A 13,353-nucleotide genomic window follows, 5' to 3' on the forward strand; every position below is an offset into this window, starting at 1 on the left:
TTGGCGAGTACGAAAAATTAGCTTCTGTTGTGAATGTTAATTTCAGTTTCACTATCTCCACCACTTCGTTCAGGGATAAAACCCGAACCAGTAGAGATTTCTGTTAACTCAATTTGATCGGGATCTAGTTCCCCTGCCGAATTTAGGTCTGAGGTCTCCACTTGCATAGAACAGGCTTTATTGTCACCTGAACAGGATTGACCATTTGGTGTCGTTGTCCAATTCGACTCGGTTGAAACCTCTCCGCTTAATAGCGGATTTCCCTTGAAATAAACAGTTACAGGAGCTAAACTTTTTCCTGTATAAACTTCAGCACCTTTAAATGCTGAGAATCCGATAATCATGGCTCCGCCTAATATCATGTAGCCATAATTGTTTAAAAATTTGGTTAGCATAATGCTACCCTCCTTTCTGTATTGCATGCCAATAATTGATGAGTAAAGTTGTTGGCCTGCAAACTTTTGGTAAATAATTGTTGTCGGTACGGTTCTGTGTACCGATCGTATCTGTATGCCAGGCTGCCTACTATAGGCCTACTGACGGTGTCATATACTGGAGCATGGTCTATGCTGTCTGGCATATACCAGATTTCATGTGTTGGTTTAATTGCTGCGTTTTTATAGCTTAGAATTCCTGTTGCTAGAATAACCGTTAGAAAGAGGCCGACAGCGATCTTGTTGCTTAAATTGCTTTGATCGTGTAGAAAAACCTTACGATTGAGTACTAATCCTGCTAGCGATAGACCAAGAATAAGGAGATTAAAGATCAGATGTGCTGTCCAGGAGATATGACTGAGAAAGCTGGTACACATACACGGTTTCTTGTCAAATACATCAAGGACGCCAAGGGCAATATAAATCGAAAATAAGGTGATCATGATAGTAGATGCTATCCAGCCCCAATGCTGTAGGCGACGTGTAGGCAACCCAAGCAAAGCTCCGATACTAATTTCCAGCAGCGGAAGCAGCCAAAAAAGTATTGGCGCAAGGATGCTAATGACCGGTTGTTGCTGCAGTGCAATATGAAATGCACTGAGCTGCCAGAGTTTTTCAATACCCACATAAACCCAAAAGAGGATCATGGTCGCCCGGAGGATTTTGTAAATTGTTGTATTGGTTTTGTTCGCTTCCATAGCTTTAATTATTTCTACCGGGGGTATTTATTATTTACTCCCGTGGTTTTATTATTTTTTCTTTCAAAAACAGGGCGCCGTACCTGCGCGCCCTGCTCGGGTACAGCGGCCTGTTACAGCGTCAACTTCTACCTTTCGTACGCTTCAAAACAAAGATAGATCGGATAACAGCCGACCGCAGGGGTAGCATATCGGGCCCGTTGATGCTACAAAGCTGTTTAAAATAGCTTTATGGAAGGGGGAGGGGGATTGGAAACGAAACGGTCGCTATGGGCATGGCGTAGCAAAATAGCCGACAGAAATGATTTCAAACAAGATTTAAAACCTGGTCAATCCTGTTAGCGCAGGGGTAACGGGGGAATACCCCTGCTTTTTAAAATTTGGATGGATTTTTATCCATTTAATTCGGGGAACTTTTCGTGCAATTCATTCAGCATGGTTTTCAAGACTTTGCGGATATGGACAGCAGCCGGAAATTCGCTTCCTCTGTCCATTTTTGTGAGGCTATGTACCGAAAGAAGTATGCCCTCTTTGGTTTTGACGAGTTTTGAAAATTCTTCCGCAACTTCCTTTTTCTCGGACGATCGCGTTATATCGGCTTTGACACATAAATGCAGCCAGAGTTTGAGCTCTTTACCATTGAGATTGCTGTGGATAAAGCGATTGGGAATATCGTTGGAGGACTTATCGTCCGCTGTTTCTGTTTCAATGTACTGGCACATTAGCGTGAGTAGTGAGCTGCGGTTGGGATCATAGGCAAAGCCCGGGATGGTGGAGAAATGATGTGGATACTGCAGTAGGTTTTCCGTAGCGGCAGGATCTGATTCGTACAATTCCTTCCAACGATTTAAAAAGCCGATGTGGTTAAAATTGAAATTGATCATCAAGATCAAAAAGCGGGAAGGCCAGTTTTTATGCTGACGCTCATCATCGGCTAATTGCCTGAGCGCATCAATCAGTTGAATAAGGTAGTGCTGATGATGGTATTGCATATAAGGTATTTTGCCCCGTTGCAAAAGGCTTGCAATGGCGGAATGCACTTCATCCAGATAAGGTTGGGGAATCTGTTTATGCCTTAATCTGTCCAAAGTGCCCTCGAGATGAAGATCCATATACTGCCTGATGCGTTCTTCATGGTGTTGCGGTAGCGGTGTCAGGGGATTGATATCTCTTTTAAATAAGAATTCGATATTTTCCAATACTTCCTCCAGGCGATGAAGGGCGTTAAGTTCCTCGGCAATAGACTGATCGCAGTAGGTATATAATACCTCATGGAGACGAAGCAACTGGGTATGGTAGAGCTGTACGCCGCGGATAGCCTGATCGGCATGGGTATACTGGCGATGGATTGCCAGTGCGTCGTTCAAATGGTCGGTACAGGCAGCAGCGATGGCTTCAAGATGTCTGGTTCGGCCGGAAGAGCTGATATGGGCAAAGTTCTCTATCATAAGCATCAGGGGGTATAAACTCGTGATCATTTGTACCTCCTTTTTATGTTTTTGTGATACCAGGGCCAGCCATACACACCCGGATGCAGCGTCATGTTCAGCTTGCCGCCCTCTTTAGCCTGCTCAAAAGTCTTTGGATGTACATCTATTGGAAGTTGATATTCTTCACCCTCATAGCGAAAAGCGATCAGGAGCTCATGGATATCGCAGCACACCGGACATTTCTGGACGACCTCGGCCTGAATATAGACAGCTTTGGGACTATCGACATGTTTGCAATTGTTCATAATAAGGTTCATCCGGATATACCAGGTACAGGCAAGGAGCATCAGTGGAAATTGGATGGCGTAAAGCGTAACCAGATTGGCACGTTTGACGAAAATAATATTGGCCACCGCACAGCTGCCAAGGGCGATGGGGAAGGCATGTTTAAATGCTGGCTTAAGTGGTTGTGAACTCAGCAACAGCTCATAAGGTAAACGGTCATACACCGCTATACTGCAGATCTGAATGCAAATAAAAAATAGAGCAAAAAGCTGGAGTACGACATGATGGCTACGAATTTCCAAAAGGGGGATCAGCAGTACAAGGACACCTATACTGTATACCCTCAGATAAAATGCCGACGCTAAAAATGATGCATATAAAGTAACAACGATCGCGATAGCAATCAGGATGTGATTGCGGCTGATCCGTCTGAAAAAGTGTTTAGTAGGTGTCATACGCATGGCTATTAAATCAATGATTTGATATGTATCTAAAATTACCTATAACGTATGCTAATCTGCTTGAATATTATCTTTATTTCAATAAGTGTATGTTTTTTGCATCGAATTACATTTTTCTGTAACGAGGAATACAATCTATACAATAGACATGGTATTTATAAGCTAAAAGGGGAGGTTTCGGCTTATTTTGGAAGACACAAAAGGGTGGTTTACCTATCGCATTGGACCATTTTAAGTAAATAATGGTTAAATTTAGTATACAGAAATTTCTTTAATGCGAAATTTCTGGAAAGAAATAGCCTGACCTGCATTTATCTATCGATCAGCCCAGGTATAAATCTTTAAAATAATCAATTTATGATGAAAAGTATCCAACAGGTCAAGTATGGGAAAGATACGGAGATGTACGTACATTATCCAGATTTCATCTGGGTGTGTATTGCGTCGTTTCTTTTTGGTGGCATTTGTTGGTATATTGGAGCGGTAACAGCGCTGTCAGGCTGGTTTGATAGCAGACCACTGATTGTAAGTTATCTATTTAATGTAATTATCGCGGCATTGACACTCTTTTATATAAGATGGGGGATCAAGCTGTTGGACAAAAAGAAAAGCTGGCTGCTGCACATGGGCGATCGGCTGGGCACACAGTTCTTTTTCTGTGTACTGCTGCCAACCGTAGCCCTATTTGGTATCCTCAAACCTGTTGCAGCACCTAAAAGTGAATGGATATGGCTGCCTTTATTGGTGATATTTGTCTGTATCCTGCTTTTTAATATGATCTACACGACCTTTTTTTATTGGAGTGTTTATCGCAAAAGGGAATGGTATCTGATCCGGCTGGAACGTACTTTACAACAGCATAATAGCATTTTGGTTGGAGAGGATGGACCAATTGATTTCCAGTCTTTTGATCCGTCTAATAACATGGAGCCCGCATTGGCTGATGAGACCGGTAAGGAAACGGATTCGGTGGAGGAAATTGACCTTGCGCTACTCAAATCAATAAATCCAGCATTGAAGGAGTTTGTGATCAACAACAGATACCTCACAAAAAAGATCATGTACAGCGAACTGGGTATATTTTTATTTGAGAAGACCAATAATACGCCTATTGTTAAGCTATACCTAAAAGAAGATATGGTAGATAGCAAAGGCTGTGAGCAACGTAGTCTGAGCGAAATTGTGCGCGATACGCATGGCTTTGTGCAGAAAATAGACCGGCATCACGCGATTCCATTAGCCATGATTAAAACCTGTTATCAATTGAAAGGCGGTAGGCTCCGGATCATTTTGCATGTACCTTTTGGAGCTATCGAAAGTTTTGAGGTTGCCCCGACCATTGCGCGCCGGATAAAGGATTGGGTCATGCTCCAGGTACCTATTGAAAAAGAGAATACAAATAATAATAACCTTTAATAGATCGGTTATGGAAAGCATGAAAAGCAACACTTGGAAATGTCGAGCCACAGGAAAGGTGGCATTTCCGTCCCGGATAGAGGCACAGTATGCGATGTTCTGTTTTAAATTACGTTCGCGTGTCAAAAATGTCACCAATGGTAAACGCATCAAACACCGGATGGGAAAACCGGCTTGCCGCAGAGCCTACTATTGCAGGCTCTGTAAAGGATACCATATCACCAAATGGAAAAGGGATGATTTTGAGCGTTATAAAAAAACGGTCATGACCTGGCATGTTTCGTCAAGCATAAGCGATTATTATTTGACAATCCTATAATTTACCCCAACAGTAATTCCCAAAGCCTGCACGCGATCATAATTTCTTCCCGATTGGAAAGGGATGAGGGAGTACATTTTGTAATTTGGCGACAGCAAGACAGCAAACTGTTGGGATAATGGAACCTTTGCGCCTAGTCCAATATGGAAACCTATGCCATGCTGCTTGTCTACATAACTATTTGAGTTCTGCTGGAAGTGTAACATCGGTCCCGCATTTGCGTAGAGATATTTCAAAAATTTTACCCTGGCATCTAAAGGGAATTCCCAAATAGAGAGTTCCGAGGAATATTGCATCCGCTCCACCGATGGATCGACTATTGCCGATGTTGTCGTGATGTTCTGATGGGAATAGCCCAGACCAACACCAAAAGACCATGTTTCATTATAGTGATAGCCTACGCGGAGCAATCCAGCGATATAATTCTTACTGTCGTCGCTACCGGCTCCCATAAGGCTTTTCCGAGGTCCAATAGTACTCTCAGCTAGGGGAGTAATAGAAAGTTCGATGTCATAACTGCCACTATTGTTTTGCTGCGCATAGAGGGAGGATCCTGATAAAGTTAAAAGGGAAAGGGATATCGTGGAAAGTAATTTTTTAAGCATATGAATGTATGATTATAGATTTTATAACTGTTTTCTCTTTTTAATTAGCGCTAATTCTCACTAGAAATCTAACTGATAACGTGTAAAGCTTCCTTTTTCTGAATTAACAGTGGCGGCCTTGTCGAATTGTAAGGGGTTCGGTCCACTATAGCCTTGCCATTTTAATACAGATTCCATATCGGCAGGAATCGTTATCCTAACGATGGTATCCAAATCATGAGGGACAGGAGCGATAGAAAAACCAGTATTGGATTTCTCTGGACCATAGCTAACCGAAAGCATCTTCAAATCGAGTTTTTTGACATTTTTGAGATGCAACTCCATTTCACCCCTTTTGAAAAGAATTATTCGTTCATCGGTTGGCGTATCATACTTGAGCTCGTCCAAGTCATAAGAAGCTACGCTTTGATAGGAATCTGGATGGTATGCATTAAGATAATAACCATTCTTTTTGACACTAACTATAAAAAAGCCTTCTCGGGATAGGTATTTGCTGGCATCAAATCGAAAACTATATTTGCCTTTGGTATCTGTCTTTGTTTTCCCCAAACTTATAGATGGTTTAAGGAACGAACTGTAATATTGGAAAGAAATCCCTATTTCTACATCAGATAATAATTTGTTCGCAGGAGTATCCACAACAACTCCCGATAGTACAATACAATTCTGCGCACAGGTTGTGCCATCGCGCTCATCTTTTTCGCACCCAAATAGAAAGAATGGTAGGATAAAGAGCAACCATTGCCCTTTATTTACTTTTTGAAATATGTTCAGCATAATAATATAGAATAGGTCAGTAAGACGTATTAAAGGAAAATCAATAAAACTGTGCATTTCGTTAAAATAGGTCTTTTCATAATTTATTTTGATACTATACTATTGCAAACGGAAATAATATGCGTAATGCTACAAATTTAATAAATATAAGTTAATAGCTAACCCCGGATGCTAAAAGCTGCAATTTGATCACAAATGATTGGGCATTTGCGAGAATAATGGCTCCCGATTGACCAATACATGATAAGCGATTGGAAAATTTATTGGAGTAGTGTAAAAGTTTTCCGCTTGTGTCACCTAAAAATCGAAAAATGAAATGATTGCTGGCCATCTAAGGTAATATTCTTTGAATTTTAATAAATTAGTTGGATGAGATATTTAATAGTCCTATTGTTAGGCTGGTTCACTTGTTATTCGGTCGCTGCACAAAACCAAGCGAAGGGAAATAGTGCCGGTAAAGATGAAAAGACCTATATATTGGTCGCTAATAAGATCAATACTGATTTTAATTATAAGTTACTGGATGATTTTGAGCAGTCTTTTTCAGCTTTGATCAAAGAAAACAACAGCCGTGAATTAGTATTCAATCCCATAAATGGCAAGTACCATTATTACAAGTTTATCGCCACCTATAAAGCAAGGGGGATCTCAACAGAGAGCGATCCGGCCAAGCCGGAGCAAACCTTCCACAATATCTTGATCATCAAAACAGATGATCAACAAAAGATCGTAGATGGATACGAGTTTGTGCTGGAATGGAACGAGAAGCCACTGTCATATCCCTTATTTAGGATGAAAGCCTCAGATTTGACCTTGCAGGAAGGTTTATCATTGAAGCAGTTGAATCTAAAAAGAGTGACCGACAATACAGATTTTGATAGCGATGGTAAAATCAAACTGTCGAGCTGGTAGTGCTGTGAGGAGGATTATATAAGCTGTAGAAATATGTTTAAAGCAAGCTTTTTAAATAGTATCTGCTATTTGCTCCTAAAATATGTTGTATTCTTTTTTATCCTTGCATTTATCGGCAACAGATTTCAAAATGCGGTAATTAACAATGCAAATACTTTATCGGAGTTCATGAAACTGTCCTTAGGATATGTATTGTATATCCTATTTTTTATATTTTTTCTAGTTTTATTATTCAGTATTCCTCTTTGCTTTATACTGCAAATAAAGAGTAAAACTTATTTTATGCTTTCTATGATCGCATTTTTTACCATAGAATATGTTTTGTATACCCATTGGTTTTCCCCAAGCGATAAAATTACGGGGATTTACAATTTGATTATTGGAATGCTGATATTTACTATCTTTTATAAGCGGTTAACTCGCAAGCTGATATGATTAAAATATTGTTATCAATAACGACTTCCATACTTATTTGTATCTCTTGTACACAGAAATTTACTGAAGATAACATTATAGGAGTTTATGTCCCTGAACAATTCGTTAATACAAAAGACACCTTGAACATAATGAAAAATGGTCGTTATTCTCGGAAGATTTATAACAGAAATGGAAAACTATTACTGAGTATGAAAGGTGGATGGAACTTCTCTAACAAGGATAATAATTCGATCCATTTTAGGCCTTATTTTACAAATTTGGATCGAGATCTTGATGTGTTTCCTGAATTATTAGCAGATACTGCAGGAGGATGGGTGGTGGATTTGGTAAAAGACTATAAGCTGCTCAAATTTTGTATGGAGGATTATCAAGATGACAAAGGTGAGCCGATATGTTATTTAAAAATTAAATAACTTTTGCATTTTGTTGAAATTTATACTGATAGCGTTCATCGTTTTAAGCTCTTGTTCTAGAAATAAGAATACACAGCGCATTGACTCAAGGATAATTTATGAAATGGCTTATGATGACAGAACAACGCCCTCAAGATTTAATTTTGACTTTTTTGTTCGATGCAAAAATGGCAAAGTCGCTATGATTAATGAACCTGCATTGTGGGGAATTCATCGTGAAAATCCGAAAAACTTGTTTTATGAAAAGTTTTTGGATTTAACTTTGAATCAAAAAATAGAGGTAGATGATACGCGTATTTTAAGTAGCGCTGATTGTTTTTTATTGGATTCCAAAGTAGCTAATTATTATAAAAGTCATAATTTAGAAGATTTTCTACTCGAATACTTCACCAAGGAAAATAATGGTTGGAGACTTAAAGATGGATATGCTAAATCACAGCTCATGTCTATAAGTTACTATTGCTTTATCAATAATAAATTTTTGCAGTTTGATGATTATATAGGGATTTATATCCTTGTTGAGCCAAATGAACTGTTTCCAAGATAAAAGATAATAATATCTAAGTGCTCCACGGCTTTGAACAATAAGGTGCTGGAGAATTTAATCAGAAATTACGGTCACTAGGATGCTGCAACCTAGCTTGAAGAGCTATCATCCTTGTTTCCAGGTTGCAGTCATAGTGAAGTTCTTTTTCTATCGTGTCGGAGAGAACGTTGTTATGCAGCAGAACTTCTATGATATCTTTTCTGTGAAGTGCACAATTCATTTTGCTATACAGGATTTCAAGGGGTTTTTTACAGAATTTGGTTTTGTTTTCATTGAAAATATCTGTGTATATCCCTGCCAATCGCTCAATTTCGTGTTCATTTTTTGCCTTTTCGGCGATTTCGGTCAGTAGCTTCGAGTCGCCACTTCTGTAATTAGAAATCAGCAATTCCAAATAGTCAATCGGATTTTTGGCAGTTTGTATTTTGTCTACGGCAAAATCTCTAATGGCTTTGCTTTTTAGTTGTTTGAGTGCTTTAATGGCATTTTTAGCTATTCTGTTTTTGCCTGTTCCCTTTTGTTTAGCATAGTCTAAAATGACTTGACTATCGTAAGGAAATTTGTGAAAGCCAAAAATATCCAAAAGGCATTCAATATTTGCCTGGTCTGTTTCTTTCAAAAGATGCTTTGCGATAGTGTTTATCTCTTCTTCTGTTAGCTTTCTCATTCTTGCAAAAGAAATATGGGCTTTACTATTTAAAACTTCATCAATGATGTCTTTGTATTTTTTTGGTTTTGTTCGTTGTGTATTCTGGTTTATTTCTGTCCGTTGTATGTTGTCAAGGTAAAGACGTATGAACTTATTGGTCCGGGCTTTCTTTTGAAGTTCTTCAGAAACCTGTATGTTTTGGTGTTCTGCTTGAAAATGCCGAATGATGCCATCGTCTTGCCAATCGTCAGGGTGTTGTTCAATGTATTTTCCAAATTTCTCGGCAACGTAAAATAAGCCATTTAGTCCGTCAAGTTGTGCTATTTCATAAGCACCGGCCCAATCAGCGCCGGCGATCGGGTTGTTTAAAAAGCGGTCATAAATAGCTTGTTTTGCTTCGGTGTCATTTTGCTGCGCATAAAGTTTTGTCAGGGCAAACAAATGTGTCAAGTTCCAGGTGTCCTCCTGTTCCCTTGCCAAACCCTGCAAGACGGCTTTACGGATTTTGTCTTTTTGCTTTGAAATAGAAATAATATCAAAAATATAAGCTGCCCGGTCGCCTTCACATTGGCCGTCATAGGCGAAAATGTTTAATGCTCCTTGTATAATTTGATTTGAAAAGTCAATTTTCGGATGCTCTTTGACGATCAGGTATGCTTCACCTGTTCCGCGTTTCAGCGCATGTAGAAATTGTCGTTTTAGGGTTCTTATATCGGGCATAATCGAAAGAACGGGGTTTGAACAGGCTTAAGGATAAGCTGTTTACCGATTATTCTCTTCGGCAATGATTTCGTCGATATCATTAATAATACGGTTAATGGGTTTTGTAAAATAGCTCTGGGCCAGTTGCACCTTTTTTTCTTTCCCATTTTCATCCTTATAACGCGCGATCAGGGCGACGTTGATTGTGATAAAGCCATATTGTTTAAGCTTGTGGATACTAAAACCCTGTAGGCTCTCCAGCGGAATGGTCACTTCTTTACCCAAAAGTCCCTTACGTGTACGGATCTCCCTATTGTCCATATCAATGATGAAATAGGCTCTAAGCAGGGAAATCATCAAGATAATGACAATACCCAGCATCCACCATTTGAATGAGGATTCAGGCATTTTGATGAAACCTACTAGGGCCATAATGGAAAATATACCAACCAAAGGAACATAGGTTCCTAACTGCGGTTTCATTTTGTATTCATTTCCGTTTCTTTCGAAATTTTTCATGTGCTTATCTCTAATTTGGCTATATCAATATTCCAATCTGCTGATGCGGTTCTCTGGCATGTTAAATAATCGACTTTAGAGAATATCATTATTTGTTGGTGCATTGCGCTAGATCTTCATTAAATGATTGCATTTTTTTAAGTCTCAAAGTAAATAAAGTTATAAATTTGCTTCAGTAAAAAAAAGGCCATAAAAACCACTACATTTTTTAATTGTGGATCATTATACAATACCGAACATAAAAAATTGGTATGCGCAAATCTAATAAGCTACACTTACATGAAGGCTGTCCACCCATAATTAGAAATATTTATGATAACGAGCAATAGGACAGATATACTCCCTTACGATAGGAATCATTATATTGACTTCCTTGTTGGCGAGCCTATTCCATCAGTTAACTGGTATGGTGTTTCCTTTCAGGTAGATCCGAAAGGAAAGGAATTTAATTTAGCTGATTTTATTACGTTACATGACCCCTGGTTCAAGAAAGATATATCAACGTTTGAGCGGGGCTCTTCATGGATCATAAATCACGATAAGATAGATCTCGAGTGGTTTCCGAATAATGAGGATAATTTGCGCTCCTTGCGAAACCTGTTCAAGCAAAATGATATTTCAGCTAATTTTAGAGGTGCATTGATTTGTAGCGAAGATCTTTTGATGGAGCTATCAAAAGACTTGATCTCTTATCCCTATGGATTGTTTAAGGAAGAGGGCTTGTTCTATTCGAATATTGATATCTCACATCGTGATTTGCCTTTCGTGATAAAAGTATTGGATCATCTGAATATCGATTTATTAAGTACGGATGAAAAGCTGCTGCGCAAAGTTGTCTCTGAAAACAAGTCGGATTCTTTTCTATTAAAGCCCTATAGAGAAACTTCCTTATAGGATCTGCCCGAACTATTGAAAAATATTAATGAGTACGATGGACAGTTTATGGAAATAGCATGGATAAGAAAGTACCGCAATTTATTTTAGACCAAGTCAATTTTAAATATGGATAAAAAGGAAACTGTGAATTATGATTCATTGCAGTATGTCAAATATTATGATTCATTGATTCGTCTGGAAGGATATAATCATAAAGTAGTTGTACCCTACGGTGGGATTGGGGTGCATAATCCACAAATGAATACCGTAGTTAGGTATGAGCCAGGTGATGGAGGTATACTAACCCCTGCCAGCCTGCTGCTCCATATAATTTTGATTATTTATTTCTTTGTTAAGATTGTGAAAAATATTAAACTTAAAAATAAACCGAAATATGATGGATAAACTAGCTTTTTTGAATGATTGGGCTCAAATCATCTTCATATTTATGTTTATTGTATATGTATGCTCAGAATTATTGATTTATATACGAAATACGCTGAAAAATAGGTAGTGGTGGAGTTATGGAAAGTCAGCACAATAAACATCGTAAGAAATAAACTTCCGTAACATAGCATTATGAAAATATTTCTACTTTTAAATATTGCCTTATTAGGTGTTTTATCTTCATGCCAATCTGATGAAAAATGCGAAGATTCAATATGTTTTAATACTTCTATTAGAGAGATAGAGCATGGTTATTTTGTCAAACTAGATTTTGAATCAAAAATAGATACCATTTTAAATCTCGATGACAGAATGTTTTTTATTGGCTGTCCCGATTATTGGGAAGATCCGACCATATTTTATAAAACGAAGAATCCAGATGCGTTAAAACATAACCAAATTATTGTTGAAAATACAGATAATCAAATTAGGTTATTGTCAAGCCAGTTTATTCCAGAAGGAAAGCAAGTACCGGCTGTACTGCCAAACTGCGCATTTTTGGAGGAATTCAAATTGGAATTGAAAAAGGACAGTATTATTTCCTATGAATTTGCTGTTGGAAAGGACGATTTGAGAGTTTCGACCGCAGATAGGAAGGTGAAATTGCACCTATATCTAAAAAATAAGGGAAATGGGAGAATTATAACGTCAAGCAATTGGATCAAAATAAATTCTTATCATTCTGAATAAACATACCGGTAACGCGATGAACAAGGTTTACTAAATAAAGGTCTTATGAACAGTGAAAGGAACTACTCAGTTGCAGATAAGACACAAGTGTCCGATACGAAAAAAGCTGCGTGGATTTTATTGTTTTTGTTAGCCCGTATGGCTATATCTTGTTTGGTTCTTACAACGAGCTGTAACAATGGATCCACTGTTGAAAATAAAAAGATAGACCGCGTATTTAGGACAGACAGTGCTTATATTAAAGTTATCTTTGAAGATGGACTTATCGAAGATCATAAGTTTAGTTTTTCAACATTTCAACGGAATATCTTTGATTATGATTTTGTTGCAAAGGCCCATGATAAACTATTAGATAGTGCCGAATGGAACAAGTTGTATAAAACGATAGTAAATAAATATCGAACCCAGGGAGACACCGTTAATCGCGATGACAATAAAATGTATCCCTATGGAGACTATAAAATTTACCTGATTACTTCTAAAGACGATATTTTATTGATTAATAATGATAACGATATTTTTTATAAGAGCAAAAACGGCATCGTCACGTTTCGGGATAAGGATTTTGGAGATAAAATCAGATCGCTGATTGACTATTACAATTATTTTGAGAAGGTCGACCTGATCTATTTATCCGGAAATTCAGCATTTTTGGATAAACATAAATATAAGGTCATAAAAAATTCACCAAGTTCCCTTAAAGATTATTATGAAGTCGATATAAAATATAAATAG

At 38.1% G+C, this 13,353-nt stretch carries 17 protein-coding genes; 9 read left to right on the forward strand and 8 right to left on the reverse strand.

All coding sequences use genetic code 11. The features are described 5' to 3' along the window. Positions 1-17: 17 nt before the first annotated feature. The 4 genes from ACHWSC_RS17030 to ACHWSC_RS17045 form a co-directional block, all read right to left on the reverse strand. Complete coding sequence (locus ACHWSC_RS17030; protein ID WP_394677545.1) at positions 18-395, reverse strand: hypothetical protein; 378 nt, start codon at positions 393-395, stop codon at positions 18-20. Further along, on the reverse strand, positions 389-1,132 hold the full coding sequence (locus ACHWSC_RS17035) for a MauE/DoxX family redox-associated membrane protein (protein WP_394677546.1): 744 nt from the start codon (positions 1,130-1,132) through the stop codon (positions 389-391). Before ACHWSC_RS17035 ends, ACHWSC_RS17030 begins: the two co-directional genes overlap by 7 nt. 392 nt (positions 1,133-1,524) lie before the next feature. Further along, the gene (locus tag ACHWSC_RS17040) at positions 1,525-2,580 is read right to left on the reverse strand and encodes a hypothetical protein (RefSeq protein WP_394677547.1); all 1,056 of its coding nucleotides are present in this window, start codon (positions 2,578-2,580) and stop codon (positions 1,525-1,527) included. 26 nt (positions 2,581-2,606) lie between these two features. Then, positions 2,607-3,302, reverse strand: coding sequence for a hypothetical protein (locus ACHWSC_RS17045; protein ID WP_394677548.1), 696 nt, complete (start codon positions 3,300-3,302; stop codon positions 2,607-2,609). Between the two features lie 363 nt (positions 3,303-3,665). Between ACHWSC_RS17045 and ACHWSC_RS17050 the strand changes: the two genes are divergently transcribed. Both ACHWSC_RS17050 and ACHWSC_RS17055 read left to right on the forward strand, forming a co-directional pair. Next, a complete protein-coding gene (locus tag ACHWSC_RS17050; RefSeq protein ID WP_394677549.1) occupies positions 3,666-4,724 on the forward strand; it encodes a hypothetical protein in 1,059 nt (352 codons plus the stop codon). 10 nt (positions 4,725-4,734) lie between these two features. After that, positions 4,735-5,043 (forward strand): hypothetical protein, encoded by a 309-nt coding sequence (locus tag ACHWSC_RS17055; RefSeq protein ID WP_248933233.1) that lies wholly within the window; start codon positions 4,735-4,737, stop codon positions 5,041-5,043. Here the strand turns inward: ACHWSC_RS17055 and ACHWSC_RS17060 are convergent. Next, the gene (locus ACHWSC_RS17060) at positions 5,025-5,648 is read right to left on the reverse strand and encodes an outer membrane beta-barrel protein (protein WP_394677550.1); all 624 of its coding nucleotides are present in this window, start codon (positions 5,646-5,648) and stop codon (positions 5,025-5,027) included. The genes ACHWSC_RS17055 and ACHWSC_RS17060 overlap by 19 nt on opposite strands. Positions 5,649-5,708: 60 nt before the next feature. Then, a complete protein-coding gene (locus tag ACHWSC_RS17065) occupies positions 5,709-6,425 on the reverse strand; it encodes a hypothetical protein (RefSeq protein WP_394677551.1) in 717 nt (238 codons plus the stop codon). Positions 6,426-6,794: 369 nt separating this feature from the next. Between ACHWSC_RS17065 and ACHWSC_RS17070 the strand changes: the two genes are divergently transcribed. The 3 genes from ACHWSC_RS17070 (at position 6,795) to ACHWSC_RS17080 (ending at position 8,735) form a co-directional block, all read left to right on the forward strand. After that, complete coding sequence (locus ACHWSC_RS17070) at positions 6,795-7,337, forward strand: hypothetical protein (protein ID WP_394677552.1); 543 nt, start codon at positions 6,795-6,797, stop codon at positions 7,335-7,337. A gap of 431 nt (positions 7,338-7,768) precedes the next feature. Then, a complete protein-coding gene (locus ACHWSC_RS17075) occupies positions 7,769-8,188 on the forward strand; it encodes a hypothetical protein (RefSeq protein WP_394677553.1) in 420 nt (139 codons plus the stop codon). A gap of 103 nt (positions 8,189-8,291) precedes the next feature. Next, positions 8,292-8,735: a hypothetical protein gene (locus ACHWSC_RS17080; RefSeq protein WP_394677554.1), complete on the forward strand. Its 444-nt coding sequence runs from the start codon at positions 8,292-8,294 to the stop codon at positions 8,733-8,735. A 58-nt stretch (positions 8,736-8,793) separates the two neighbouring features. Here the strand turns inward: ACHWSC_RS17080 and ACHWSC_RS17085 are convergent, their stop codons facing one another. Further along, entirely contained in the window at positions 8,794-10,104 is a 1,311-nt protein-coding gene (locus ACHWSC_RS17085) for a hypothetical protein (protein WP_394677555.1), read from the reverse strand. 42 nt (positions 10,105-10,146) lie between these two features. Then, complete coding sequence (locus ACHWSC_RS17090; RefSeq protein ID WP_394677556.1) at positions 10,147-10,605, reverse strand: hypothetical protein; 459 nt, start codon at positions 10,603-10,605, stop codon at positions 10,147-10,149. A 312-nt stretch (positions 10,606-10,917) separates the two neighbouring features. Between ACHWSC_RS17090 and ACHWSC_RS17095 the strand changes: the two genes are divergently transcribed. The 4 genes from ACHWSC_RS17095 to ACHWSC_RS17110 all read left to right on the forward strand — a co-directional run bounded on the left by ACHWSC_RS17095 (position 10,918) and on the right by ACHWSC_RS17110 (position 13,353). Further along, complete coding sequence (locus ACHWSC_RS17095) at positions 10,918-11,499, forward strand: hypothetical protein (protein ID WP_394677557.1); 582 nt, start codon at positions 10,918-10,920, stop codon at positions 11,497-11,499. A gap of 108 nt (positions 11,500-11,607) precedes the next feature. Then, entirely contained in the window at positions 11,608-11,886 is a 279-nt protein-coding gene (locus ACHWSC_RS17100) for a hypothetical protein (protein ID WP_394677558.1), read from the forward strand. Between the two features lie 174 nt (positions 11,887-12,060). Then, positions 12,061-12,618, forward strand: a complete 558-nt coding sequence (locus ACHWSC_RS17105; protein WP_394677559.1) for a hypothetical protein — start codon at positions 12,061-12,063, stop codon at positions 12,616-12,618. 45 nt (positions 12,619-12,663) lie between these two features. After that, complete coding sequence (locus tag ACHWSC_RS17110; RefSeq protein ID WP_394677560.1) at positions 12,664-13,353, forward strand: hypothetical protein; 690 nt, start codon at positions 12,664-12,666, stop codon at positions 13,351-13,353.

It is taken from the genome of uncultured Sphingobacterium sp., assembly GCF_964277905.1.
GTDB lineage: Bacteria > Bacteroidota > Bacteroidia > Sphingobacteriales > Sphingobacteriaceae > Sphingobacterium > Sphingobacterium siyangense.